This window comes from Streptomyces sp. NPDC059895, assembly GCF_042731035.1.
GTDB lineage: Bacteria > Actinomycetota > Actinomycetes > Streptomycetales > Streptomycetaceae > Streptomyces.
Genome location: NZ_JBHWKO010000041.1, coordinates 36,755 through 61,598, shown reverse-complemented (window position 1 = coordinate 61,598; position 24,844 = coordinate 36,755). Strand labels below are relative to the sequence as shown.

Genomic DNA, 24,844 nt, shown 5'->3' with positions numbered 1-24,844 from the left:
GACAGGAACGGCCGGGGACGGGAACGGGAAGGGAGACGGCGTCAGCCCGCGCCCACCGGTTCGGGCCCGTCAGCCAGCCTCTTCGCCGCCGACTTCAGCGCGCCGACCGCGGCCCGGATCGACGGACGGCGGTCGGCGTCGGCCCGCCACACGGCGTAGACGTGCCGGCGGACCCGCGGCCGGAGCGGGACGGTGACGACTCCCTCGGGCACCGGCCGTCGGCCGAGCAGGGGCGCGATGCACACCCCCAGACCGGCGGCGACCAGGGCCATCTGGGTGTGGGACTCGGCCGCCCGGTGGCCGACGATGGGCTCGACGCCGCGGGAGCGGAGCGTGAACATCAGCCACTCGTGGCAGAACTCGCCCTCGCCCCAGGTGATCCACTCGTCCTCGGCGAACTCCCCGAGGTCCACCTCCTCCCGTCCGGCGAGCGGGTGCCCGGCCGGCATCGCCACCTCGGCCGGGTCGTCGAGGAGGGGTGCCTTGACCAGGCCGTCCGGGACCGGCATCGGCTTGTTGTACCAGTCGAGGACGACCGCGAGGTCGAGGTCGCCGCGCACCACCCCGGCGACCCCGTTCTCCGGCTCCAGCTCGCACGAGCGCACCCGCAGCCCGGGGTGCTCCGCGCGCAGGCCGGCCAGCGCGGTGGGGAACAGGCCGCGCGCGGCGGTCGGGAAGGCCGACAGCCGCAGCTCGCCCACCACCTGCCCGCGGTGCGCCTCCAGGTCGGACTGCGCGAGTTCGACGTGCGACAGGATGCGTGCCGCGTGCTGGGCGAGCAGCCGTCCGGCGTCGGTCAGCCGCACCCCCCGCCCGTGCCGGGCCAGGAGCTGCTGCCCGACCTCCCGCTCCAGTTTGGCCAGCTGCTGCGAGACGGCCGACGTCGTGATGTGCAGCCCCGATGCGGCGGCGCTGACCGAGCCGTGCCGGGCGAGGGCATCGAGGGTGCGCAGGCGCTCCAGGTTCCACATGTAAGCAATGCTACGCAATACCGAGCGCGAAATCTCGATTGTGCTACGAGGTTCTGTCCCGCACGGTGGTCACCATGACCACCGCCGCCCCCGTCGCCCGCACCCGCGTCCCGGCCTCCCCCGCCCGCCCCCGTCGCACCCCGCACTGGCGTCTGCGTTTCGCCGCCCTGTCGCTGATCTGGGGTTTCAGCTTCCTGCTCATCAAGGTGGGCACGGACGGCTACGCGCCGTTCCAGGTGACGCTCGGCAGGCTGGTGTTCGGTACGGCGGTACTGGCGGCCGCGATGGCGGTGAAGCGGGAGCGGCTGCCGCGCGGGGCGCGCACCTGGGGGCATCTGACGGTCGCCGCCCTCCTCCTGAACGCGCTGCCGTTCTCCCTCTTCGCCTACGCGGAGCTGACGATCCCGTCCACGCTCGCCGGCATCTGCAACGCGACCTCGCCGCTGTGGGGCATGGCCCTGTCCCTGGTCGCCCTCTCCGAGGACCGGCCGACCCGGGTCAGGGTCGCGGGTCTGGGCCTGGGCTTCCTCGGCGTGCTCACGGTCCTCGGCGCCTGGCACGGCTTCGACGGGCTCGACGCCCGGGGCACCGCCCTCGCCCTGCTGGCCTCCCTCAGCTCCCCGATCGGCTGGATCTACGTCCGTCGCACCCTCGCCGGCACCGGCTCCTCGGCGCTGTCGATGACGGGAGCGCAACTGCTCCTGGCGACCGTCCAGCTGGCCGTCGTGACCCCCCTGTTCACCAGCTTCCCGACCCGCCTGCCGCTGCTCCCGCTGCTCGCCGTCGCCGCGCTGGGCGCCCTCGGCACGGGCCTGGCGGTCCTGATCCAGTACGGCCTGGTCACCGAGGTCGGCCCGACGACCGCCCAGATGGTCACGTACTTCATCCCGGTCATCGCCACGGCCGCGGGCGTCGCCCTCCTCGGCGAGTCGCTGAGCTGGTCGACGCCGGTGGGGGCGGTGATCGTGCTGGCAGGGGCGGCGCTGACGCAGGTGAGGGGGAAGTCGTAGGCCCGAGCCGGGCCGTCCCGGCCGGACGGCCCGGCTCGGACGACACCGCTCGACACGGCTCTGACGACACGGCTCGGGCCTACGACTCAGATGGCACGGCTCAGACGAGGCCGCGGCCCGGCACGGACCGCACGGACGACGCGACGGCGTCGGCCAGGGCTCGGGTCTCCCCCTCGCGCAGCGCCGAGACGGTGATCCGGATCGCGGGCGGTGAGCCGAGCCGGAACCGCGCCCCCGGCGCGACCGCCCACCCCGCGCTCAGCAGCCGCGCGACCGCTCCCGTCTCGTCCGGCACGGGCACCCACACGTTCATCCCGCTGCGCCCGCGCGCCTCGACGCCCCGCTCCGCCAGCGCCGCGAGCAACGCGTCGCGGCGGCCGCCGTACGACGCCGCGACCCTCCGCCCGTCGACCGCGCCGTCGGCCCACAGGCGCGCGACGGCCCGCTGGGTGATCCGGCTGACCCAGCCGGGCCCGAGTCGCTGCCGCCCCCGGACCCGGTCCAGGGTGAGGTCGTCCCCGGTGAGGACGGCGAGCCGCAGGTCGGGGCCGTACGCCTTGGCGGCCGAGCGTACGAACGCCCAGTGCCGGGTGGCCCCCGCGAGGACGTGCAGGGGCAGGTCGACGATCCGGTGACCGTGGTCGTCCTCGACGAGCAGGGTGTGCGGGTGCTCGCGCAGCACGCCGCGCAGGGCACGCGCGCGGGGGGCGCTCACCGCGGCGCCGGTCGGGTTCTGCGCCCGGTCGGTGACGATCAGGGCGCGCGCCCCGGCCCGCAGGGCGCGGTCCACGTCCTCGGGCAGCGGCCCGTCGTCGTCCAGGCCGACCGGGGTCGTGCGCAGTCCGAGCGCCGGTACGAGGTCGAGCAGCGATCCCCAGCCGGGGTCCTCGACGGCCACGGTGTCACCGGGCCTGAGGTGCGCGGCGAGGACGCGTTCGATGGCGTCCAGGGAGCCGGAGGTGACGGCCAGGGGCCCGGCCGGGACGCCGTCCGCGTCGAGTTCCGCCCGGGCCAGGCGCGTGAGTTCGGGCTCCACGGGCTCCTGTCCGTACAGGGCCGGCTCGCGGTCGCCCTGTGCGGCGGCCCAGGCGAAGGCCGGCGCCAGGGGGGGCAGGAGGGCGGGATCGGGGTTGCCGACAGCCGCGTCCCGCACCCCCTCCGGGACCTCCACCCGGATGAAGTCGCGCCCGGTGGTGGCCGGTTTCGACCGCACCCGGCTGCCGCGGCGTCCGTCGGTCTCGATCACCGCGCGCTCGCGCAGGGTGCGGTACGCGGCCGCGACGGTGTTGGGGTTCACCCCGAGGTGTTCCGCCAGCTCACGCATGGGGGGCAGGGGCTGCCCGGGACTCAGGTCGCCGGCCGCCACCGCGCGCTCGACGCTCGCGGAGATGTCGGCTGCGCGCCGACCTTTGATCGGATACTCTCCTAGCACAAAGTCAATTATGCACTAGTGCAATGGAGAGCGCCATGCAGGAGAGGATCGTGCGGGGGACCGCACAGCCGACGCCGCCCGCCGCCTACACCCCGACCGACCGCACGGTCCCCACCCGGTCCGCGCAGAAGGCCTCCTACGACAGGGCCCTCGTGCACGCGATACTCGACGAGGGGTACGTCTGCCATCTGGGGTTCGTCCGCGACGGCGCGCCGGTCGTGCTGCCGACGCTGTACGGCCGGGTCGGAGAGACGCTGTACGTCCACGGCTCGACGGGGTCCCGCCCGCTGCGGATGGCGGGACAGGCCGACCCGGGGCTGCCGGTGTGCCTGACCGTGACCCACGTCGACGGTCTCGTCCTGGCCCGCTCGGCGTTCCACCACTCGATCAACTACCGCTCCGTGGTGGTGCACGGCCTCGCGTACGACGTGACCGACCCGCAGGAGAAGCGGGCGGCGCTCGACGCCCTGGTCGACCAGGTCGTCCCCGGCCGGGCCGCCGACTCCCGGCCCGCCGACAAGAAGGAACTGGCGGCCACCGCGGTGATCCGCCTCGACCTGAACGAGGTCTCGGCCAAGACCCGCACCGGCGGGGTGAACGAGGAACCCGAGGACCTCGCGCTCCCCCACTGGGCGGGCGTGGTCCCCCTGCTCAAGGGCTACGGCGCTCCGCTCCCGGACGCCGACCTCGCGCCCGGCACGGCCGTCCCGGACTACCTCGCCGCACTGTGACCCCGGTCCACCGGCGGACGGCCGGCACCAGGACACGCACAGGTCCGGTACCGGTCCGGCAGTGATCGGGTGTGAGGCCCGGAGGGCCCGGAGGGCCCGGAGGGCCCGGCTCAGGCGGCCGGGGACGGTGGGACGCGGGCGCCCGAAGGCATGACCCGCCCCTCAGGCAGCCGTCCCGCGCGCGGACAGCTCCCGCTCGGGGCTGCCGCCCGCCACCGGCTGGGCGGTGCCCTTGGACGGCGTGGACGACTGGGCGATGAACGCGCCCAGCAGGACCACCGCGCCGCCCGCGATCTGCGGGGCCGAGAGGCGCTCACCGAGCAGGAACCAGGCCAGGACGGTGGCGATGACCGCCTCCAGGCAGGCCACCACCCCGGCGACCTGCGGAGAGAGCCGGCGCACGGAGACCACGCCGGTGACGTACGCGACGACCGTGGCGATCAGCACGATCCAGGCGAGCAGCAGCCAGGCCGGGACCTCGGTGCCGTCCATACGGGCGGAGTGGGCCAGTACGGACCAGTCCATGCTCCAGGGGCGGGCGACGACGGTGAGGACGGCGGCTCCGGTGAGGAGGCCGTACGCGATGACGCCGAGCGGGTCCGGGGCGCCGTCGCCGGAATCGCTGCCCTGGTCGGACAGGACGAAGTAGCCGACCTGGCAGCAGGCGGCGGCCAGCGCGAGGAGCAGTCCGAGGGCGTCGAAGCCGAGCCCCGACCAGATCTCGACGACACAGGCGAGCCCGCCTGCCGCGAGGACCACACCGAGCGCGGCGGCACGCGTCACGGGCCGCCGCTGCACGAACCGCACCCAGCCCAGCACCAGGGCGGGCGCGAGGTACTCGACGAGCAGCGCGACGCCGACGGGTATACGGGAGATGGCCGCGAAGTAGAAGGCCTGGACACCGGCCACGCCGAGCAGGCCGAACCCGGCGAGGAGAGCGGGCCGGCGGCGCAGCAGCACCCGGTGGCGCACGGCGAGCGGGAGCATCACCAGGGCCGCACCGGTCACCCGGAGCCACACCACGTGCAGCGGATCGAGGCCCGCCTCGATCAGCGGTTTCGCCGCCACCCCGGATCCGCCGAAGGCGATGGCCGACCCGATGGCCAGCGAGAGCCCGACGGCCCTTCCGTGGTTGCCCTGACTGCTCACAGACGTCTGCACCGGCACATGATGACAGGCGACGACATGAGCGTCATCCTTGTTGACACCTGTCTCAGCGGCTGGACGGGGAACCGGCGTCCGGGAGCCCTGCCCGCACCGCGCGGACGTCGACGCCGGCACGGCCCAGGACCTCGACGGCCCGGGCGCCGGGATCGGCGACGAGCGCCACCAGCAGGTCGACGCCACGGGCCGCCGTGCCGTCGGCGCGGCCGGCGGCGCGCACGCGCGCGTGCCGCAGCGCGGCGGCGGCGACGGGCGAGAAGCCCTCGGCGGCGGGGAGGTCCGGCGGGGCGCCGGGCTCCGCGGCGGCCGGCTCACCTGCCGACCCGACCGCCGGCCCCGCCCCCGGCCGGGTCACCGGCCCCACCGGCCCGTTCGCCGACCCCGCCACCGACCCGGTCACCGGCTCCACCACCGGCCCCGCCGCGGGGGCGTCGGAGTCGTCGTCGGCGGAGACGAGCGGCAGGGCTCCGGAGTCCTCGACCCCGCCCTGCCAGCGCAGGCCGTAGCCGATGCTGCGCTGGGCGAGGTAGCCGAGGAGCCGGGCGAGCCGGGGGCTGCCGTCGAACGCGGCGCGCACCTCGGGGTCGTGCTCCAGGAGGGAGTGCAGGAGGTGGGCCGTGTCGATCTGCCGGTCCCCGTCCCGGGCGGCGCGGCGGCGCGCGCCGGCGAGCGCCGCCGTCAGTTCGGCGCTGAGCCCGGCGTCGCCGTCCACGGCGCGGGCCGCCTCGTCGCCGCCCGGCTGCCGGGGGATCTCGCCGGACGAGGGCCCTGAGGTACGCATGTGCACATCCCCCACCCCATCAGCCCCGGCGTGGGACGTCATCAACGGAGGGGAGCATCTACGCATCCCACGCGGAGCGGACCCCGGGGTACGAAATCTCCTCCCCAGGGAGGATATTCGGCCGTTGTCCGCTCAGCGGGGCACGCTTCCTGCTGCACACTGCCGCCCGCGCCCCGCACTCCCGCCCCCGCCCCACGCTCCAAGCCCTACGGCCGCCCGGGCGGCGCCGTACGCGCGACGGGCGCCCCGCGGGGTGGTCCCGCGGGGCGCCCGTCTCACGGCGGGGAGGCCGTCAGTCCTCGTCGGCGAGGATCAGGTACAGCTTCTTGCGCGCGTCGTTGATGACGGCCAGCGCCTTCTCGCGCTGCTCCTTGCTGCCGGTCTTCCAGACCTGGCCGAAGGCCTCCATCAGGCCGAAGCCGGCCTGGCGGATCTCGCCGAGGGCCTCCCAGTCGACCCCGCGGGAGGCTTCCTCCCAGGGGGCGTCCGGGCCGTCCTCGGCCGCCGTACGGCCCGCGTCGGTGAGCGAGAACAGCTTCTTGCCACCCTCCGACTCACTGCTGATCAGGCCCTCGTCCTCCAGCAGCTGGAGCGTGGGGTACACCGAGCCGGGGCTCGGCTTCCACGCGCCGCCGCTGCGCTCGGCGATCTCCTGGATCATCTCGTAACCGTGCATGGGCCGTTCCTTGAGCAGGGCCAGGATCGAGGCCCGTACGTCACCGCGCCGCGCCCTTCCCCTGGGCCCTCCGCGCCCTCGGCCGCCCCAGGGCCCGGGGCCGAAGCCCGGCCCGAAGCCACCACCGGGACCACCGGGGCCGAACCCCGGACCACCCGGCCCGAAGGGGCCGAAGGCCGCCCGTCGCCCTTCGAAGTCCGGCCCGAGACCACCCCGGCCACGCCGGGAGGGGCCGCCCTGCCGATGTCCACGCTCGAATCCGTGGCTACGCATCGCCATCACTCCATTCATTCCATCGTTGATCTGTCGCGATGCGTCAACGATATATCGGAAGTGTTCGGATGGCAAGCCCCCGGCTTCTCGGATGACAATGACCTGTCTCAGCGAAGGTTGGGCCGATCTCAGGCAAGCTGCACTGATCGGTCTTCGTCTCAGCGAAGCTTGACGAACTGCTGGTTTGTCTCAGCGAAGATTGACCACTTCGGTCACGTCCGGTGATGAGTCCCGTAGACCGCCGAGCGCCAGGACCGTCATCACCACCGCGGCCCCCGCAGCGACACCGAAACCGCCGTGCGCACCGCCCGCGTCCACCACCCGCCCCGCGTCCACCACCCGCCCCGCGACCGCCGCGGCGCCCGCTATTCCCGCCGCGCTTGCCGAGTTGCCCCAGGTGAACGCCTGGGTGAGGACGGCGCGCGGGACCGACGACTCGGTGAGGACGGAGGTGAGGATCAGGAGGACCGGGACAGCGAGTCCGGTCAGGGCGAGGGTGGCGCCGACCGCGAGGGGCGCGTCGAGGAAGGTCAGCGGGAGGCTCGCGACGGTGAGGCAGGCGGCGGCTGCGGCCTGGTGGCGCCGGGGTGAGCCGCCGTGGCGCCATGCTCCGTAGGCCCAACCACCCACCAGGTTGGTGCAGTTGGAGGCAAAGTAGAGCAGTGCTGCCGCGTCTGGTGTGCCGCGTTCGACGGCATATGCGGTGACGGATACCTGCATCGCGCCGAAGAACACCCCGAGCGCGAGGCCGAGGGCGACCTGCCGCAGGAATGCGGAGCGGAGCAGGGCACGTCCGGCGTGCCGGCGTTCAGCGCGGCCGGTGAGGGGCGGCATGGTGCGGCGCTGGACGGCAAGGGCGAGCCCGCCGCCGACGACGAGAGCGGCGGCGAGCAGCACCCCGGCGCCCGGGTGGCCCGCCGCACCGAGGACGCTCACCAGGGCCGGGCCGGCCATGTAGGACACGCCGTTGGCGAGGGCCTCCAGGGCGAAGGCGGTGGGCAGCGCGGCAGCCCGTTCGCCGGACAGCAGGGCGGACCAGCGAGCGGCGGACAGGGCACCGAGCTGGGGCACCGTTGCCCCGACGAGCACTCCGGCGACGAGGTCCGGAACAGCGCCGGCGAGCAGCAGCGCCACGGCCCCGGCATGGGAGCCCAGCGCGCAGGGAAGCACCCGCGCCTGCCCGAACCGGTCGACAAGGCGCCCGATTTGAGGCCCGGCGACGGCGTCCGCGACAGCGAACCCGCCGGTGACGAGACCCGCGGCGGCATACGACCCGGTGCGTGCGTGCACCAGCCAGACGATGCCGATCCCCGTCATGGCGATGCCCAGACGCCCGACAGCTGCGGGAAGGAAGAAGGCCGCTGCACCCGAAGTGCGCAGCAGGGTGCGGTAGTTCGTCGAAGCCGAAGGCACGACGCATCCCTTTCGCCGCCCGGCGGGACGCGCCAACGGGGTCGTCGGCGTCCGGATGTGCCGACCCGTGGCTGCGCCTGAGGCCGTCCAGTTGGTGGCGTGGAGCGGGGACGCGCACCCCACGCCGACTCCATCACCGGGCAGATGTCATGCGGTAGTTGATGACCTCCTCAAGCGTAGAGGAACGGCGCGCAGAAACGAACACCCCCAGAAGCAAGGCGAACGGCTCTGCCTTGCCCTGACCAGCACAACTACGATCTCCTGGCCTGATCAGCGATCTCACTCAGGAAGAGCTACTCGCAAAGTGGATGGCGTCTCGGGCCAGCCTCGGGATAGCCGGTAGCACTTGCGTGAGCACCAGCGCCGATCTCTGCCGCCCGGGCGCTCAAATGGCTTCTGGCATTGTCCGCAGATCAGCGGGTTGAAGAAGGTGGCCGGGTCGTGGCCGTGGGATGCCCATGTGCGGCATCGGCGGCTGCACCAGCGGCGATGGGGGTCAGCCGGAGACTTTGCTGCCACCGGGGTTCCGCAGAACGCGCATGCTCTTGAGGGCAGGGGGAGCCCGTAGTCTTCGATCATCCAGTCCCAGCGGGTGATCTGTTGGCTGCACTTCTGCGAGCAGGTGCGTTCGGAGGTGGGCGGCAGGGGGCTCTCGCAGGCAGCGCAGATGTGGGGTTCGTCGTGGTCAGGGGCGTACTTCTGGCGAAGTCGACGTTCGATGTAGGCCGCTCGGCGGCAGGCGGAGGAACAGAGCCGGTGGCGTTGGCCGAACTGGATCTTCATGGGTTGCTTGCAGATCCGGCAGGGCTCCATGACCTCTCGTTTGAGGAATCGGCCAGAGCGGCATCGGGCGGAGCAGTAGCGGGGCAGGTTGCCGAACGAGCGGTGGAGCAGGAAGCCAGAGCCGCACTCCTTGCACTTCACTGTGTCGAGCGTCTTCCTAAGCAGTCCGGCGTCGCGGCCAGTGACGGCGGCGAGTCGTTCCCAGGATGGTCTGCCGCGGAATCCGGGCGGTCCGGCGAGGAAGCGACGCAGGTGGGCGGGCTCAAGGCAGTTGGCGCGGGCGAGACGGGCGATGAAGGCGTAGCAGCCTTCACCAGCGATCGGCCGGACCTGGAAGGGGAGCCTGGCGATCGACTCGCCGTTCGTGCTGGGCTGTGTCACGTGGCTTCCGCAGCGAGCCGTGCCGCTCGTCGACGTCGGGAGGCCCGCGTTTTGCAGACCGGTGAGCACGTCAGGCGTATTCTGCGGCTTTCTAGCTGGAGTGGACCATCACATTCGGAACAGGTTGTCGGCTGACCTGGGTAAGGGGCTCCGGGGAACGGGGCAGTGGTGAGTCCTGTGCGCTTCCGCGATGCCCAGTCGACGCAGCGCTTCGAGCACCAGCGTTTGCTGACGAGTTTTCCCAGGGGACTCCCGCATGTTTCACAAGCCTTGATCGTGAGCTTCTGCAGCTCGCGTCGCCGCTGCTCGTGGGCCAGTTGGCGACAGGTTCGTGAACAGTAACGGCGGTGGTGTTGCTCTGCGGGAACTTCGGCATTCTGGCCGCAGCCTGCGCAGACGATCAGACGATGCGTCAGGAGTTCGTCGGCTTGGTGGCGGATCCGTCGGCGGTAGCTCTTCGTTCGGCAGGCAGCAGAGCACGTCCGGCGTTCAGTCGCCGTGTCGTCCAGGGGCAGGGCGATGCCGCATTCCCTGCAACGGGAGTGTCCCAGGATGTTGCCGAGTTCGACTGGGTCACGCCCGGTGACGGCTCCCAGGCTTTGCCATAGCACGGGTCCGTGGTAGTCGGGCGGCTCTCGCAAGACCTTCCGAAGGTAGTACGTCTTGAGGAAGTTGGCCTCGGCGAGGCGCGCGACGAACCTGTCGCGGCCTTCGTCGGCGACGGGCCTGACCTGGAAGGGCAGGGGGACGAGCGCCTGGCCGACCCAGGCCCTGCTGGTCAACTCCTGTCCTCCCCTGTACTCATCCGGGCGGTTGCGGCGACGTCGAGGGGGACGTTCTCCAGGTCCTTCTTCGTGATCTTCTCGGTGCCGCTGAGGATCGCGTCGATCGCCGCTCCTCGGATCTGGTGCGAGAGCGCGCCGATCATCCCGCCGGTCCGGTCGTGGAGGAACCGGTCGAGACGGGCGAGCGTGCCCGGCGTGTGACGGCGTAGGAGCAACGTCTTCTCCAGCGCTTTGACCAGCGCCTTCCATTCGGCGTTGTAGGGGAAGGAATGGGAGGGGATCAGGGTGAAACGTCCGGCGATCTGAGCCCCGCGGGTGCCGGAGAGCAGGGTGCTGTGCTCGACGTCGATGCCCGCGTAGACGAATGTGGCCGGGATGCGTTCGGAGAAGTACTTGAGGGTGTCGGCGACTTCGGCTCCGGTGCGGCTGGTGAGTGAGATGTTGTGGATTTCGTCGACCAGGACCAGGCCGGTGCGGCCCTTGGTGCAGACCCCGACGACGGACTCGATGATGTCGGTGATGTTGAACTGGCGGGTCGTGGGCAGTCCGAGGAAGCGCGCGAACTCGGCAGCAATCATGCGGGGTGTCGCGGCTGGCGGAACGGTGATGTAGAGGACCGGGATGCGGTCGGGCGAGTTCGGGTGGCGGTCCCGGTCCTGGACCTCGTGGGCGAGGCCGAGCTGGGTGATCGCGATGGTTTTTCCGGTGCCCGCAGGCTCGGAGACCATCAGGCCGCGGCGGGCGCTGACAGCGTGCCGGTTCAGCAGGATCAGACGCCGACCGGTGGTGACGGTGTGGCGGACCGTGGACGTGGCCACCACTTGCAGGCGGGTGTGGTGGTCCAGACGGTCCTCGGTGTCGCGGGCGAGGTCGGCATCGCTCAGCGCCGCGTACTCGCGTTCGGACAGAAAGATCGGCGGAATCGGCGGATCTTACGCGAACTCGCACCAGCCCGGGCGCGTACTCAGGTGCCCGTCCGACTCGAAGGGCAGGACGTGCGGTGTGGTCATGAACGTCTCCAGGGGGCCTCGCGCGGGTCGAACAGGCCAAGCGGGATCACGTCGGCCATCGGCTCTTCGTCTTCCAGCTGTTCTTCCGCGGTGGGCTCGTCCGCGGCGACCGGGGACGGGTCGGGCGGCGGAGTGACCGCGGACGGAGCCGTGGCTCTGGTTCGTGCGGTCACCTGGCGGTCCCGCTTGGAGGGCTTGTCTTTCTTGCTCTTCTTGCCCTCGGCAGCCTGGGCAGGGCCGGCATGTGCGCGGGTCAGCAAGGCGGTCACGACCTCGGCGAGTTCTTCCTCGGTGGCCTTGGGCAGCTGGTGGCTGACGTGGTCCCAGGCGAGGTCGCCGAACGGGACCGGCACCCGGTTCAGGTATTTCCAGGTCGCCTGGACCCATTCGCCGTTTCCGCGGTGGTTGCGTACCCAGACTCGGGAGACGTCGTAGGGGTCGCGGTGGACCTCCCACAGCCCTCGCTTGGCGGCGACACTGGAGTGCTGCCGTCGCATCGGTCCGAGTTCCGGGGCGTCGTAGGTGCGGTTGTTGATCCGGATGCCGTAGGAGTTGACGGCCCGCCAGGCCGCGGGCAGAAGCTCGATGTAGTCCTGGCCACTCAGTGCGACCGGGACGTAGCCGCAGGACTCAACCAGTGCGGCGTACTTCTGGTTCGGCGTGAACAGCCGGCCCGGATGATCGGGGTCACGCAGCCCTTCGTGGGGACGGTTCTGCCACTTGGCGACAACCCACTCGTCGAGCAGTTCCTGCAACTCGGGCAGCGACCACAGGTTCTCCTTCTCCGGGTGCCGGCCACGGCGGTCGGTGTTGCGGCCGGTGTAGCCGGGGAGGAACTGCGCGAACATTGTGGCGACCGAGCCCAGCATTTTCTCGATGTGGCCCTTCTCGAAGGGCGAACCCTTGTGCGTGGGCTGGAAGTCAATCTCCAGGAACCGGCAGGAGGCCCGGAAGTTGTGCGAGATGAACACCTTCCCGTGATCGCAGACGATCATTTCCGGGACGATCACCGGCCTGGCGGCCGCGTGCTCCACGCGCTCATCCAACGTCAGCAGCCTGCGGTGCGGCAGCACGGAGCGGGACATCTTCAGCGCGTCGACCCAGCCCGGCCGCATCAACTCCGGCGTCACGGTCCTGGCCAGCAGCACGCTGGCATCGACCGACTTCGTCGACGGCCGCAGCACGAGCGCCGTCGGAGTCCGGGTAGCGACGTCGATCATGCCGGTGAGCTCAACCTTGCCGACGACCCCGTTGTCGAGGCGGACCATCACGTCGAGCGGGGTGGAGTCGATCTGCATGACCTCGCCCGGAGCGGTCACCGTCAGTTCCCCGAAGGGGGCGGCCGCCGTGTGAGCCTTCGACCGGCGCGTCACCGCCGAGCCCGTCGTGTGGGTGCCCGCCGTCAGCTTCTCCACCAGCCGGTAGAGAGTGGCCCTGGACGGCCACGGAGCCACCACCTGTCGTCCGTCCTCGACCTCGGACTCGGTCTCGGCCTGGGTGAGGATCTCCTTCGCTCTCCAGATGAGATAGGACGCGGTCCGGGTGGAGGTGTCGACGCCTTCCCTGATGGCCTGGCGCATCGCGTCCACCACCCGGGGATCCACCGCCCCGAACGCCGACCGTTTGCGGGCCGCTCGGCCATCGGCCAGCCCGGCAACCCCGTCCTTCAGGTAGCGGCGACGCAGCCGGGCGACCGTGCTGGCCGTCACCGGACGGCCAGACCGGGACAGTTCAGCCGCCTTGGCCTTCTCCCGCGCGGTCAGCGACGTGCCCGGCCCGTACTCCTCGCGCGGTTTCGTTCCGGGTTTCGCGTCCGGCGGCAGTCCGTGTACCACTTCCAGGATGTGGCCCTCCCACCACAGCGCCTGCTGCACGGCTGTCGCCGGGAGCGTCTCCAGAACGGACGATGCAGGCAACGGCATCCGCTCCGGGCGGAACAAGACCTCGAAGTCCTCCGCCTCGAACAACTCGATCAAAGCCACCACGCGGTGCGGAGTCTCGGCGTCCTCCAGGACCGCGGCCTGCGCGGTCACTTCGAGCACTCCCCGGACCTGCCCGTCGAACCGGACTCTCTCGCCGACAGCCAGAGTCGGCGGGCGCCTCAGCCTGCCCACCGATGGCACCCCTTCGTCCAGACCAGGCTCCCGGTCTCCAACAGCCCTCCCAACAGATCGGTCTCCAGCTTTCCCGACCACAGCAGGTGGAACAGCACGGGCAGAACCTGGATCCGGTCGCCCACCAGCTCGGCTCCCTCCCACAAGACCTTCGGCTCGCTGAATACCTCCAGGAGACGCTCGGCCACGGCCACCGGCCGACCGGCGCGTGCCCGGCGATACCGCGCCAGCCACCGGATGTTGGCCATGAGCACCGGATCCGGACAGCCGACCCACTCAAACTGCCAGCCCACCGCCTCGCAGGCCCGCTCGGTCGCCGCGAAGGCCTCTCGTGCCCGCCGATCCATGTCCTCGGCGGCACGGACGTCCACGACCCGGGCCTGCCCGGCGGCCAGCCGGACGAAGTAATCGGGAGCGTGGCGGCGCTGTCGCCTGCCGTCGTGCCAGTGCAGCCAGAAGGGCTGCGACGATATCGCCCTCACCTGCGGATCTCTGTCGAGCAGGATCAACCGGTCCCGCTCCAGCCACGACTCGTAGCCCACGTGATCCCGCGCGGTCACCGAGTAGTACCAGCCGGCGAAGCCCGGTGTGTCCTTCTCCCAACGGAAGGGCCGGACAGGTTCGACCGCCTCGAACGGAACCTGCCAACTCGCCCCCAGCGGGAGCCTGCGTCGCTCTCCGTCGCTGTGAAAGTCCAGCTCAAACGCTGCTAACGCCTCATCGCTGTACGCACGCGACAGCGCGTCCACCGCACCCCCAGCTCAGAAAGCCGAGCAGGTGCTCAACCTTCAGTGAGACTAACGGGCACCCGTTCACCTTCGCTGAGATTCACGGAATCTTCGATGAGACAGGACAGATGACAAGCCCCCCACATCTTCGCCGGATGACCAGCCCCAAGGACGTTCTGCCGCCTATCCACCCGCCCGCCCGGCACAGCCTTTGCATGATGATGCGCGACACTGCATACTCTTCCTATGTCCAAGGTCCTCACCTCCCTTCCCGCCGGCGAGCGCGTCGGCATCGCCTTCTCGGGCGGCCTCGACACGTCGGTCGCGGTCGCGTGGATGCGCGACAAGGGCGCCATTCCGTGCACTTACACCGCCGACATCGGCCAGTACGACGAGCCCGACATCGCCTCGGTGCCCGGCCGCGCGAAGACCTACGGCGCCGAGATCGCGCGCCTGGTCGACTGCCGCGCGGCGCTGGTCGAGGAGGGCCTGGCCGCGCTCGCCTGCGGGGCGTTCCACATCCGCTCGGGCGGGCGCGCCTACTTCAACACCACGCCGCTCGGCCGCGCCGTCACCGGCACGCTCCTGGTCCGGGCGATGCTCGAGGACAACGTCCAGATCTGGGGCGACGGCTCGACCTTCAAGGGCAACGACATCGAGCGGTTCTACCGGTACGGCCTGCTCGCCAACCCTCACCTGCGGATCTACAAGCCCTGGCTGGACGCGGACTTCGTGACCGAGCTGGGCGGCCGCAAGGAGATGTCGGAGTGGCTCCTCGCCCACGACCTGCCCTACCGCGACAGCACGGAGAAGGCGTACTCCACCGACGCCAACATCTGGGGTGCCACGCACGAGGCCAAGACCCTCGAGCACCTGGACACCAGCGTGGAGACCGTGGAGCCGATCATGGGCGTGCGGTTCTGGGACCCGTCGGTCGAGATCGCCACCGAGGACGTGACGATCGGCTTCGACCAGGGCCGCCCGGTCTCGATCAACGGCAAGGAGTTCGCCTCCGCCGTCGAGCTGGTGATGGAGGCCAACGCCATCGGCGGCCGCCACGGCATGGGCATGTCGGACCAGATCGAGAACCGGATCATCGAGGCCAAGAGCCGTGGCATCTACGAGGCGCCCGGCATGGCCCTGCTGCACGCGGCCTACGAGCGCCTGGTCAACGCGATCCACAACGAGGACACCCTCGCCCAGTACCACACCGAGGGACGGCGTCTGGGCCGGCTGATGTACGAGGGCCGGTGGCTGGACCCGCAGGCGCTGATGGTGCGCGAGTCGCTGCAGCGCTGGGTCGGCGCGGCCGTCACCGGCGAGGTGACGCTGCGGCTGCGGCGCGGTGAGGACTACTCGATCCTCGACACCACGGGCCCGGCGTTCAGCTACCACCCGGACAAGCTGTCGATGGAGCGTACCGAGGACTCGGCGTTCGGCCCGGTCGACCGGATCGGCCAGCTCACCATGCGCAACCTCGACATCGCCGACTCGCGCGCCAAGCTGGAGCAGTACGCCGGCCTCGGCCTGATCGGCACCGGCAGCCCCGCCATCGGCGCCGCTCAGGCGGCCGCGACCGGGCTGATCGGCACCATGCCGGAGATGCCGGAGGGCGGCGCCGAGGCCATCGCCTCGCGCGGCGAGGTCTCCGTCGACGACGAACTGCTGGACCGCGCCGCGATGGAGTTCGGCACGGACTGACCGGCGGCAGCGGCAGTGGCGGGGCCGGCTCGGCGCGACGGCGCCGAGCCGGCCTTTCCCGTTCCCGGTACCGTCGCGGAGCGCCCCGGTACCTGGTACCGCCACAGAACGCCCGACGCCCGGTACCGTCGCTGAACTCCCGGCGCCCGGTACCGTCGCTGAACTCCCGGCGCCCGGTACCGTCGCTGAGCTCCCGGCGCCGTCCTACGCCGCCTTGGGTACGAACGGACGCATCTCGTCCCCCTCCGGCTGCACCACGCCGTAGGTGCCCTCGGGGACCTCGATCCAGGCGCCGGGCAGGTTCCCCAGCGGCTCCGACACGATGAGCCGGGTCTCGTCGGACAGTTCCTGGAGGAAACCGACGTCGGGGTGGAGGCCGCGCAGGGTGTCCACCCGCGTGTTGTAGAAGAGCGAGCGGGAGGCCCGCTCGCTGGAGTAGCGGAACCCCCACAGCCGACGGCCGTCGGTGACGGCGAGCGTCATCTGCAGGGGGTACTCCACGCCGTGCTCATGGCCGACCCGTTCGACGAGGGCCGCCATCCGCGCGACGGCACCCGGCGGGTCCTGCTCCAGTCCGAACGTGAGCGCCAGGTAGAACATCATCTCCGAGTCGGTCGAGCCCTCGATGTCGAGGAAGAGGCTCGGATCGACGGCGAGGGCGAGGTCGCGGCGCATCCGGTGGAACTCGGCGATGGCACCGTTGTGCATCCACATCCAGCGGCCGTGGCGGAACGGATGGCAGTTGGTCTGCTGCACCGCCGATCCGGTCGAGGCCCGGATGTGGGCGAAGAACAGCGGCGAGCGGACGTGGCCGGCGATCTCCCGCAGGTTGTGGTTGCTCCAGGCGGGGCCGATGTCCCGGACCACTGCGGGGGTGTCCACGTGCGGCCCGTACCAGCCGACGCCGAACCCGTCGCCGTTCGTCGTCTCCACACCCATCCGGGCGTGCAGGCTCTGGTCGATGAGCGAGTGCTGCGGCCGGTAGAGGATGGCGTCGAGCAGGACGGGGGTGCCCGAGTAGGCGAGCCAACGGCACATGAGCCACCGCTTTCCCGGCCGCCGGCCCGCCGGCGGCCGATGTCTGCTGTACCGGGATGACGCACCCGGTGTACCGGGACGGCACCCGGCCGTCCCGGGATGCCACCCTGCCGGTCACCCGGCGGGCCGGCGACCCCCGGTGCCGACGGCCGGGGGCCGCTGCGGGGCCGGTTACGCCCGGCGTTCGTACCCGCCGCCCGAGCGGTCCCCGCGCGCCACGCACAGGGCCCAGATGACGAACCCGGAGAAGGCGATCATCACGACGGACCAGATCGGGTAGTACGGCAGGGAGAGGAAGTTGGCGATGATGATCAGTCCGGCGATGGCCACGCCCGCGACGCGTGCCCACAGGGCCCCCTGGAACAGTCCCAGGCTGACGATCACCGCGAGCGCGCCCAGGATCAGGTGGGTCCAGCCCCAGCCGGTCAGGTCGAACTGGAAGACGTAGTTGCGGGTGGCCACGAAGACGTCGTCCTCGGCGATGCCCATGATCCCCCGGAAGATCCCCAGTACCCCGGCCAGCATGAGGGTGACGGCGGCGAAGACGGTCAGGCCTTCCGCCCACGCGTACTTGGCCGACTCTGTCTGCGGGGTGTGTGTCCCTGTCATCCCGGTTCCTCGATTCGGTGTCGTTCGGTACTCAGCGGCCGGGGGCGGTCGGGACCGGACCCGGGCCTTCGGCGGGGCCGTGGCCACTCAGGACCAGTTGCTTGGCCCGGCGGAACTCCTCGTCCGTGATGTCTCCGCGGGCACGGATCTCGGACAGCCTGGCGAGTTCGTCGACGCTGCTGGGCCGGGCCGCGCCGCCTCGGGCGGTCTCCCTGACGTAGCTGTCGAAGGCCTCCTGGCGGGCCTGTGCCTGCGCGATCTCGCGACCGCCCATGTTCTTGCCGCGGGCGATCACGTAGACGAACACGCCCAGGAAGGGCAGGACGATGACGAACACCAGCCAGCCGGCCTTCGCCCAGCCGCTGAGGTGGTCGTCCCGGAAGATGTCCACGACGATTCGGAAGAGCAGGACGAACCACATGACCCACAGGAAGAACCAGAACATCGTCCAGAAGGCGCTCAACAGCGGAAAGTCGTACGCGAGGTACACGTCCTCACTCATCTTTCTCCTCCGTTCCGGACCCGGGCCGTCGTGCCGTGCCCAGCCGCTCCCAGGGTGCGCGCGGGACCCGGCGGGACGCCTCACCCGGGGCGGGTGAGCATTCCGTGACCTCCGGTGGGGCGCCGGAGGTCACACCGGGGGGCGTGGCTCACGGCTCCGGAACCGCCGTGTCCCGGCCGGGGGCCGCGGCGGCGAGCAGCGCCGCGACGATCAGCACCACGACCACCAGGACCAGGACCAGCACCACCACCGCGATCGTGGGGTGGTTCCACAGCACGAGCGCCAGGGCGCCCGCCCCGATCGTGACGCCGGTGACGCCCTTCCGGTGGGTGTCCAGCCACCGTCCCGCCCCACCCGTGCGCAGGCCCGCGCGGCCCAGCGCCCGCCCGCCGGCCGTGGTCCAGCGCCCGGCCGAGCCGCGCACCCAGCGGGCCGCGCGCCCGGGACCGTACAGGTAGGCGGCCAGGGCGACGATCAGGGAGACGACCAGGAGGGTGCGCGTGCTGTCGCGCAGGAAGCGGAGGAAGGTGTCGAAGATCGCCGCGGCGGCGTCGGGCGGCAGGGCGGAAGGGGGAACGTCGTTCAGGTAGACCCGCCGCACCACGGCCAGTGCCACGAGCAGCAGCACCATCATGGCTCCGACGCCCAGCGCGGTGATCAGCAGCATCACCCGGTGTCCCGGAGCGGTCCCGACGGCGAGGGCGGCGAGCGCGACGGTCAGCACGGGCAGCCAGACGCCGACCACGTCCAGCAGCCGCAGCGCGTCCTGCGCCTTGCCGAGTTCCTCGGTGCGGAAGAGCGTGATCGTGCGGTCGGTGTCGGGGATGGCGGCCGCCTTCTCGAAGCCCTGGTCGACGAGGCGCTGGCGCACGTCGTCCACCACGGCGCCGAGGTTGAGCTGAACGGCGTCCCCCGAGGCGCGCAGCACCCCCTGCTGATCCCCGGTGAGCATGTCGAGCACGGCGGCGTGGGCCTGCCGGTTGGCGCGCTCCCAGACCTGTTCGAAGACGTCGCTGCTGATCACGCGCTCGACGTTGCGGCGGACGACCGTTTCGACCGCGGAGCGCAGCGGGCCGGTGAGGGCATCGGCGCCCGCCACCACCCGGGGCGGCGCACCGGCGTCCGCCAGCACCTTCGTCAGGGCGTCCGTCACCGCCTGGACGTCCACGTTGTCGACCACGCGGTCGGTCAGCTTGTCGGTCACGGCCTCCTGGACCGCCGGATCCGACGCCAACGGCGCGACGGTCTGCACATAGCGGTCGGTGTCGGTGACGGTGTCCTGCACCCAGGCGGCCACCACGGCCGCGGGGGCGAGCAGCAGGGTCACCACCAGCAGGACCGCGGCGCCCGCCGTGCGCAGGCGCCGGTGGTGCGCTCCCTCCGCCCGGCGCAGCCGTTCGTACTCCGCGCGTTCCTCGGCGGTCAGGGCGTGGCCGCCGCCTGGGCCGTTACCGGCGTGGGACGGTCCTGAGGTGGGGCCCGAGACCATGGTTCCTCCTTGATGGTGTGTGCCACGCCTCGGTCTCAGCCGGCCTCGTCCGGACCGCCCCGCCCGCCGACGCCGCCCCGCCCGCCGACGCCGGCCCGGCGCAGCGCGGCCCGCCAGGCGAGGGCGACGGCCGCCTCGGCCAGCCCGAGCAGGACGAGCCACAGCCCGAGCAGCCGGGTCAGCGCCCGGGCCGACTCCGTGGGCAGGGCGAGCACCACGATCCCCGCGACGACGGCGAGCGCCGCGGCGCCGAGGACGACGCCCCGGTGGGGCATGTCCTTGGCCGCGAGGGCCGTGTGGAGGGTGAGGATGCCCGAGACCAGCCAGACGGCCCCGACGATCAGTGAGAGCGCGGTGACGGTCTGCAACGGGTTGCGCAGGCACAGCACGCCGGCGAGCACGTAGAGCACGGCCACGAGGAGGCTGGGCAGCCGTTCGCCGTGGTCGCCGCGGGCGAAGGAGTCGACGAACCGGAAGAGCCCGGCCACCAGCAGGTACAGGCCGACGAGGACGGCGAGCACGTGCAGGGTCGCGTCGGGCCAGACCAGGACGAGCACACCCGGGACGAGCGTGGCGAAGGCCGCACCGAGGATCCACGTCCACGAGCGCCCGAGCGCGGCCAGCACGTCGGCCGGGACGGGGGTGGTGGACGTGGCGGCGGATGCGAAGGGGTCGGCCGGGTCGGCCCGCCGAGCGCGCTCCCGCCCGGAGGCCGCCCCGCCGGAGGGGTGTTCCGGTCCGGTGGGCGGTACCGGACCACGCGACATGGTCATGGCTCCTCCTCGCGTGATCGAGCGGGCCGCTCCCGGACCGCCGGCGGGGCGGTGTGTGGTGACCCCACCGGGCCAGCGTCCCGCCGGCCCGGGGCCGCCGGGTCACCCGCCGCGGGTGATCCGTGTGCGGCGCGGAGACGGTGAGGTGGGTGCGCGAAGCGGCACTCCGGCCTGCGGCACGACCCCGAGGAGCCCCCGGCTCGGGCGACGGGACACGGATCGGCCGGGCGACGGGACGCGGATCGGCCGAGGGGAACCCGGCGGGGGAACCCGGCGGGGGAACCCGGCAGGGGAACCCGGCGGGGGAACCCGGCGGGGGAACCCGGCAGGGAAACCCGGCTGTCACGGGCGCGCTCCGGGGTATGCCGAGGACGCCGTCCAGGAAGTGGGAGTGGGAGCCATGGTCGTACCGATTGCGTTCACGCCCTCCCTGTCACCGGCCGAGCGAGCGGCGTACGGCCGGAAGGCCCGCGCCCGGGCGCCGCGGTCCTGCCACGGCTGGTTCGAGGCGGCGGCGGGACGCACCGACCCGGTGGACGTCCTGGAGCGTCAGTCCGCCACCCGCCTGCCGGAGATGGTGCCGGTCCGTTACGCCCGCATGCTCGAGTCCCCGTTCCGCTTCTACCGGGGCGCGGCCGCGATCATGGCCGCGGACCTGGGGCCCGCGCCGAGCACCGGCCTGACCGTGCAGCTCTGCGGTGACGCCCATCTGCTCAACTTCCGCCTGCTGGCCTCGCCCGAACGCCATCTCGTCTTCGACGTCAACGACTTCGACGAGACCCTGGCCGGTCCCTTCGAGTGGGACGTCAAACGGCTGGCGGCCAGCTTCGTGATCGCCGGCCGGGCCAACGGCTTCTCCGCCGGTGAACAGGACGACGTGGTCCGCACAGGCGTACGGGCCTATCGGCAGCGCATGCGGGATTTCGCCGGGATGCGCACCCTGGACGTCTGGTACGCCCAGGACGACGCCGACCGGATACGGGAGCTGCTGGCCTCCTCGATGGACCGGAAGGCCCGGCGCCGGACGGCACAGGCCACGGCGCACGCCCGGACCCGCACCCATCTCCAGGCCTTCGAGAAGCTCACCCGGGGCACGGCCGAGGGACGGCGCATCGCACCGGACCCGCCGCTGATCGTCCCGCTCCGGGACCTGACGACCGACCCCGGCGAGGAGGAGAAGGACCTCCACGACGTCTTCGACGGGTACGCGCGGAGCCTGTCGTCCGAGCGGCGCCATCTGCTGCGCCACTACCGCCTGGCCGACGTCGCCCGCAAGGTGGTGGGCGTCGGCAGCGTCGGCACACGCTGCTGGATCCTGCTCCTGCTGGGCCGGGACGACGACGATCCCCTGCTGCTCCAGGCCAAGGAGGCGCAGGAGTCGGTCCTCGCCCCGCACACCGGCGGCGACCGCTACGACAACCAGGGCCGCCGTGTGGTGACCGGCCAGCGGCTGATCCAGACGACCAGCGACATCTTCCTGGGCTGGACGCACGCCGTGGGCCTCGACGGGCGCGAACGGGACTTCTACGTACGCCAGTTGTGGGACTGGAAGGGCATCGCCCGGCCGGACACCATGGACCCGGCGCTGCTGCGCCTGTTCGCACGGCAGTGCGGGGCGTGTCTGGCACGGGCCCACGCCCGGTCCGGCGACCCGGTCGCCATCGCCGCCTATCTCGGCGGCGGCGACCGCTTCGACCGCGCGCTCACCGGTTTCGCCCAGTCCTACGCCGACCAGAACGACCGGGACTTCAAGGCGTTGGACGCCGCCGCCCGCTCGGGCCGGGTCCGGGCGGAGAGCCACTGAGCCGCGCACCGGAGGCACCGGAAGCACCGGAGGCACCGGAAGCACCGGAGGCACTGGAAGCACCGGAAGCACTGGAAGCACCGGAAGACCCCGCCCCCCGCCGCCGTACCTCCCGCACCTCGGGTCACTCCGGCAACTGCCGCATCTCCAGCACCCGAAGCCCCAGGGACTGGCAGCGGGCCAGCAGCCCGTAGAGGTGCGCCTCGTCGACGACGTACCCGAACAGGACCGTCTGACCGGACATCACCACGTGGTCCAGCTCCGGGAAGGCCCTGGTCAGCGTCTCCGACAGCAATCCGTCGACGCGGATCTCGTAGCGCATCACCTGTTCTCCCCCGGGCGGCCCGGGGTGGGCGGGTCGCCCTTTTCCCCGCGTTCGTCGCCCTGCCCTGTGATGGTCCGCCCCGGCGGCCTCCGGGGCCTCACCCCGGGCAGGTGATACGCGGCCCGGCGCGGTGCGCGGCCCGTCCGTTCCTCAGTGCTTCAGGAAGATCTTGAACGCGATGATCAGAAGACCGAGCACCAGGTTGACCGACGCGGTGACGGCCGTCAGACGCCGTGAGGCCCCGGCACGTCGTGCCGCGGCCACCGACCACCCCACCTGCCCGGCCACGGCGACGGCGAGGGCCAGCCAGAGGGCACCCTGGAGGTCGAGACCCAGCAGGGGGCTGACGGCCACGGCGACGGCCGGCGGGACGGCGGCCTTGACGATCGGCCACTCGTCACGGCACGCCTTCAGCACGTCCGGGCGGTCCGGGCTCCCCTGCGCCAGCCGGGCCCCGAAGAGGTGCGCGTGCACATGCGCGATCCAGAACGCCACCCCGGTGAGCAGCAACAGCAGCACCAGTTCGAGGCGTGGGTACGAGCCGAGCGTCCCGGCGCCGACGACCACGGAGGCCGCGAGCATCGATCCGTAGACGCCGCCGGTGTAGTCGGCGTGGGCCCGCCGCTCGGCGCCGCGGGCCCGGTCGGCCTTCCCCCGCCCGGCCGTGGACATCACCTCCTCCTCCGGTCCCGGTCCGCCGTCGGCCCGCCCTCCGGCCGGGTGCCGGCCCGTTCGGCGCGCTCGGCCCGTGACGACGGCAGATGCGAGGTGACGAGGAAACTGGCGAGAGCGACGCCTCCGGCGGCGAGCACCGCGGCCTTCAGGCCGTCGAGCTGCGCCTCGGCGTAGGAGTCCACGAGGGCGTCGACGTCGGACGGGGGGAGCCCGGCGCGTTCGGCGGCCGAGCGGACCTGCTCCGTGGGGACGAAGGTGATCCCCGCTTCGAGGGCGACCCCGGTCTGGCGGCGGGCTTCCTGCGACAGCCGCGGATCGTCCTCCACCTGAGAGGTGAAGGCGTGGGCCAGGGCACCGACGAGTATCGACCCCATGAGCGCGGTGCCCAGCGCGGAGCCGAGGTTCTGGGCCGTGAACTGCAGCCCGCCGACCTCGCTGCGTTCCTCCTCGCCCGCGCTGGACTGGACGACGTTGCCCAGCTGCGAGGCGAGCAGCCCCATGCCGACGCCGAGCACTGCCATCGCTCCGGCGAACTGCGCGTCGTCGATGGCCGGGTCGAGCGTGGCCAGCAGCCACACGATGGCCGCGGCGAGGGTCGCCAGGGCGAGCCGGACCACCCGGCGCGGTCCGGCGAGCCGTCCGAGCCGGGCCGCGCCGAGCGAGGTCACGAGCATGGTGACGGACACCGGCAGCAGCCGCAGCCCCGTCTCGAAGGCGTCGAACCCCTGGACCACCTGGAGGTACAGGGGAATGGTGAAGAACAGTCCGAGCAGGATGAGGTTCTGGCTCAGCAGGGTCATCAGGCCCGAGCGCAGGGCCGGCCGGTGCAGCAGGGACAGGTGCACGAGCGGGTCGGCCTCCCGGGCGTCGCGGTGCCGCTCCCAGCGCCCGAAGAGGGCCAGGACGGCCACGCCCGCGCCGACGACGAACAGGGTGGGCGCGAAGCCCAGGACGGTGAAGGGCGGATTGCGGGGCTGCACCCAGCCCCAGGTGCTGCTCTGCAGCACCCCGAGCACGCCGAGCGCGAGACCGGCCGCGCTGAGCGCGGCGCCCACACCGTCCAGCCGCGGGTGGGGTCCCGTCCGGGGGGCCTCGGTGATCACCCGGCGGAAGCACAGGACGGCCAGCACGACCACGACCTCGCCGGCGAAGACCAGCCGCCAGGTGAGATACGTCGTGACCCAGCCGCCCAGCAGCGGTCCGACGGCGATCCCGGCGCCGGCCAGACCGCCGATGACACCGTAGGCGACGGCCCTGTCCCGTCCCCGGTAGGACTCCGCGACCAGCGCCGCCATGGACGGCAGCACCATCGCGGCACCGAGTCCCTCGATGACCGACCAGCCCAGCGCGAGGACCCACAGCGTCGGAGCGACGGCGGTCAGCGCCGAGCCCGTGGCGTACACGACGAGACCGAGGAGGAAGAGGCGCCGCCGGCCGAGGATGTCCCCGCACCGCCCTCCGATGATCATGAACGCTGCCATGACCAGGGCGTACAGGGTGATGACGGCCTGGATGGCGGTCACCTCGGTGTCGAAGTCCTCGACCAGCTGGCTGATGGAGACGTTCATGACGGAGGTGTCGAGCACCATCAGGAACTGGGCGGTGCCCAGGACGGCGAGCGCCCTCCACTGGGTCACGGTGTCCACCTCGCCCGCATCGGCCCGCGACACCGGCGG

Annotated in this window: 21 protein-coding genes; 4 read left to right on the top strand and 17 right to left on the bottom strand. The window is 72.0% G+C overall.

What is annotated here, in order from left to right:
- Positions 1 to 41: 41 nt before the first annotated feature.
- Positions 42 to 971: a LysR family transcriptional regulator gene (locus tag ACFV9M_RS32935; RefSeq protein ID WP_385076443.1), complete on the bottom strand. Its 930-nt coding sequence runs from the start codon at positions 969 to 971 to the stop codon at positions 42 to 44.
- A 74-nt stretch (positions 972 to 1,045) separates the two neighbouring features.
- Here ACFV9M_RS32935 and ACFV9M_RS32930 point away from each other — a divergent pair, with 74 nt between their 5' ends.
- On the top strand, positions 1,046 to 1,981 hold the full coding sequence (locus tag ACFV9M_RS32930) for a DMT family transporter (protein ID WP_385076441.1): 936 nt from the start codon (positions 1,046 to 1,048) through the stop codon (positions 1,979 to 1,981).
- A 100-nt stretch (positions 1,982 to 2,081) separates the two neighbouring features.
- Here the strand turns inward: ACFV9M_RS32930 and ACFV9M_RS32925 are convergent, their stop codons facing one another.
- Positions 2,082 to 3,413 carry an aminotransferase class I/II-fold pyridoxal phosphate-dependent enzyme gene (locus tag ACFV9M_RS32925; protein WP_385076438.1) on the bottom strand — a complete coding sequence of 444 codons (1,332 nt, stop codon included), beginning with the start codon at positions 3,411 to 3,413 and terminating at the stop codon, positions 2,082 to 2,084.
- A gap of 35 nt (positions 3,414 to 3,448) precedes the next feature.
- Here ACFV9M_RS32925 and ACFV9M_RS32920 point away from each other — a divergent pair, with 35 nt between their 5' ends.
- Complete coding sequence (locus ACFV9M_RS32920) at positions 3,449 to 4,144, top strand: pyridoxamine 5'-phosphate oxidase family protein (RefSeq protein ID WP_385076436.1); 696 nt, start codon at positions 3,449 to 3,451, stop codon at positions 4,142 to 4,144.
- Between the two features lie 162 nt (positions 4,145 to 4,306).
- On the opposite strand, the gene ACFV9M_RS32915 is transcribed toward ACFV9M_RS32920, so the two are convergent.
- The 7 genes from ACFV9M_RS32915 to ACFV9M_RS32885 all read right to left on the bottom strand — a co-directional run bounded on the left by ACFV9M_RS32915 (position 4,307) and on the right by ACFV9M_RS32885 (position 14,273).
- Positions 4,307 to 5,311, bottom strand: coding sequence for a DMT family transporter (locus tag ACFV9M_RS32915; protein WP_385076433.1), 1,005 nt, complete (start codon positions 5,309 to 5,311; stop codon positions 4,307 to 4,309).
- 46 nt (positions 5,312 to 5,357) lie between these two features.
- On the bottom strand, positions 5,358 to 6,089 hold the full coding sequence (locus ACFV9M_RS32910; protein WP_385076431.1) for a Clp protease N-terminal domain-containing protein: 732 nt from the start codon (positions 6,087 to 6,089) through the stop codon (positions 5,358 to 5,360).
- A gap of 292 nt (positions 6,090 to 6,381) precedes the next feature.
- Entirely contained in the window at positions 6,382 to 7,038 is a 657-nt protein-coding gene (locus ACFV9M_RS32905; RefSeq protein ID WP_385076428.1) for a PadR family transcriptional regulator, read from the bottom strand.
- Positions 7,039 to 7,227: 189 nt separating this feature from the next.
- Entirely contained in the window at positions 7,228 to 8,451 is a 1,224-nt protein-coding gene (locus tag ACFV9M_RS32900) for an MFS transporter (protein ID WP_385076426.1), read from the bottom strand.
- Between the two features lie 1,942 nt (positions 8,452 to 10,393).
- On the bottom strand, positions 10,394 to 11,218 hold the full coding sequence (locus tag ACFV9M_RS32895) for a TniB family NTP-binding protein (protein WP_385076424.1): 825 nt from the start codon (positions 11,216 to 11,218) through the stop codon (positions 10,394 to 10,396).
- Between the two features lie 188 nt (positions 11,219 to 11,406).
- The gene (locus ACFV9M_RS32890) at positions 11,407 to 13,524 is read right to left on the bottom strand and encodes a Mu transposase C-terminal domain-containing protein (protein WP_385076421.1); all 2,118 of its coding nucleotides are present in this window, start codon (positions 13,522 to 13,524) and stop codon (positions 11,407 to 11,409) included.
- A complete protein-coding gene (locus ACFV9M_RS32885) occupies positions 13,512 to 14,273 on the bottom strand; it encodes a TnsA-like heteromeric transposase endonuclease subunit (protein WP_385076418.1) in 762 nt (253 codons plus the stop codon). Before ACFV9M_RS32885 ends, ACFV9M_RS32890 begins: the two co-directional genes overlap by 13 nt.
- A 225-nt stretch (positions 14,274 to 14,498) precedes the next feature.
- Here ACFV9M_RS32885 and argG point away from each other — a divergent pair, with 225 nt between their 5' ends.
- Complete coding sequence (gene argG, locus ACFV9M_RS32880) at positions 14,499 to 15,953, top strand: argininosuccinate synthase (protein ID WP_385076416.1); 1,455 nt, start codon at positions 14,499 to 14,501, stop codon at positions 15,951 to 15,953.
- 204 nt (positions 15,954 to 16,157) lie between these two features.
- On the opposite strand, the gene ACFV9M_RS32875 is transcribed toward argG, so the two are convergent.
- From ACFV9M_RS32875 to ACFV9M_RS32855, 5 genes are all read right to left on the bottom strand, one after another.
- The gene (locus ACFV9M_RS32875) at positions 16,158 to 16,991 is read right to left on the bottom strand and encodes a class II glutamine amidotransferase (protein ID WP_385074138.1); all 834 of its coding nucleotides are present in this window, start codon (positions 16,989 to 16,991) and stop codon (positions 16,158 to 16,160) included.
- A gap of 171 nt (positions 16,992 to 17,162) precedes the next feature.
- The gene (locus ACFV9M_RS32870) at positions 17,163 to 17,600 is read right to left on the bottom strand and encodes a hypothetical protein (RefSeq protein ID WP_385074136.1); all 438 of its coding nucleotides are present in this window, start codon (positions 17,598 to 17,600) and stop codon (positions 17,163 to 17,165) included.
- 31 nt (positions 17,601 to 17,631) lie between these two features.
- Positions 17,632 to 18,102, bottom strand: coding sequence for an SHOCT domain-containing protein (locus ACFV9M_RS32865; RefSeq protein ID WP_385074133.1), 471 nt, complete (start codon positions 18,100 to 18,102; stop codon positions 17,632 to 17,634).
- Between the two features lie 148 nt (positions 18,103 to 18,250).
- A complete protein-coding gene (locus tag ACFV9M_RS32860) occupies positions 18,251 to 19,591 on the bottom strand; it encodes a hypothetical protein (protein WP_385074130.1) in 1,341 nt (446 codons plus the stop codon).
- A 35-nt stretch (positions 19,592 to 19,626) separates the two neighbouring features.
- The gene (locus tag ACFV9M_RS32855; RefSeq protein ID WP_385074127.1) at positions 19,627 to 20,364 is read right to left on the bottom strand and encodes an HdeD family acid-resistance protein; all 738 of its coding nucleotides are present in this window, start codon (positions 20,362 to 20,364) and stop codon (positions 19,627 to 19,629) included.
- 400 nt (positions 20,365 to 20,764) lie between these two features.
- On the opposite strand from ACFV9M_RS32855, the gene ACFV9M_RS32850 reads away from it, so the two are divergent.
- Entirely contained in the window at positions 20,765 to 22,168 is a 1,404-nt protein-coding gene (locus ACFV9M_RS32850; protein ID WP_385074124.1) for a DUF2252 domain-containing protein, read from the top strand.
- Between the two features lie 124 nt (positions 22,169 to 22,292).
- Here the strand turns inward: ACFV9M_RS32850 and ACFV9M_RS32845 are convergent, their stop codons facing one another.
- The 3 genes from ACFV9M_RS32845 to ACFV9M_RS32835 form a co-directional block, all read right to left on the bottom strand.
- Complete coding sequence (locus ACFV9M_RS32845) at positions 22,293 to 22,490, bottom strand: hypothetical protein (protein WP_385074121.1); 198 nt, start codon at positions 22,488 to 22,490, stop codon at positions 22,293 to 22,295.
- Positions 22,491 to 22,643: 153 nt separating this feature from the next.
- A complete protein-coding gene (locus ACFV9M_RS32840; RefSeq protein WP_385074120.1) occupies positions 22,644 to 23,165 on the bottom strand; it encodes a hypothetical protein in 522 nt (173 codons plus the stop codon).
- Positions 23,165 to 24,805 carry an MFS transporter gene (locus ACFV9M_RS32835; protein WP_385074117.1) on the bottom strand — a complete coding sequence of 547 codons (1,641 nt, stop codon included), beginning with the start codon at positions 24,803 to 24,805 and terminating at the stop codon, positions 23,165 to 23,167. Before ACFV9M_RS32835 ends, ACFV9M_RS32840 begins: the two co-directional genes overlap by 1 nt.
- Between the last annotated feature and the right edge of the window lie 39 nt (positions 24,806 to 24,844).

Excerpts from the sequence above, each read along its gene's own strand:
- ACFV9M_RS32860 (WP_385074130.1), bottom strand. The coding sequence starts at position 19,591 with ATGGTCTCGGGCCCCACCTCAGGACCGTCCCACGCCGGTAACGGCCCA.
- ACFV9M_RS32875 (WP_385074138.1), bottom strand. The coding sequence starts at position 16,991 with ATGTGCCGTTGGCTCGCCTACTCGGGCACCCCCGTCCTGCTCGACGCC.
- ACFV9M_RS32905 (WP_385076428.1), bottom strand. The coding sequence starts at position 7,038 with ATGCGTAGCCACGGATTCGAGCGTGGACATCGGCAGGGCGGCCCCTCC.
- ACFV9M_RS32865 (WP_385074133.1), bottom strand. The coding sequence starts at position 18,102 with ATGAGTGAGGACGTGTACCTCGCGTACGACTTTCCGCTGTTGAGCGCC.
- ACFV9M_RS32910 (WP_385076431.1), bottom strand. The coding sequence starts at position 6,089 with ATGCGTACCTCAGGGCCCTCGTCCGGCGAGATCCCCCGGCAGCCGGGC.
- ACFV9M_RS32850 (WP_385074124.1), top strand. The coding sequence starts at position 20,765 with ATGGTCGTACCGATTGCGTTCACGCCCTCCCTGTCACCGGCCGAGCGA.
- ACFV9M_RS32935 (WP_385076443.1), bottom strand. The coding sequence starts at position 971 with ATGTGGAACCTGGAGCGCCTGCGCACCCTCGATGCCCTCGCCCGGCAC.
- ACFV9M_RS32840 (WP_385074120.1), bottom strand. The coding sequence starts at position 23,165 with ATGTCCACGGCCGGGCGGGGGAAGGCCGACCGGGCCCGCGGCGCCGAG.
- ACFV9M_RS32920 (WP_385076436.1), top strand. The coding sequence starts at position 3,449 with ATGCAGGAGAGGATCGTGCGGGGGACCGCACAGCCGACGCCGCCCGCC.
- ACFV9M_RS32870 (WP_385074136.1), bottom strand. The coding sequence starts at position 17,600 with ATGACAGGGACACACACCCCGCAGACAGAGTCGGCCAAGTACGCGTGG.
- ACFV9M_RS32930 (WP_385076441.1), top strand. The coding sequence starts at position 1,046 with ATGACCACCGCCGCCCCCGTCGCCCGCACCCGCGTCCCGGCCTCCCCC.
- argG (WP_385076416.1), top strand. The coding sequence starts at position 14,499 with ATGTCCAAGGTCCTCACCTCCCTTCCCGCCGGCGAGCGCGTCGGCATC.
- ACFV9M_RS32855 (WP_385074127.1), bottom strand. The coding sequence starts at position 20,364 with ATGACCATGTCGCGTGGTCCGGTACCGCCCACCGGACCGGAACACCCC.
- ACFV9M_RS32845 (WP_385074121.1), bottom strand. The coding sequence starts at position 22,490 with ATGCGCTACGAGATCCGCGTCGACGGATTGCTGTCGGAGACGCTGACC.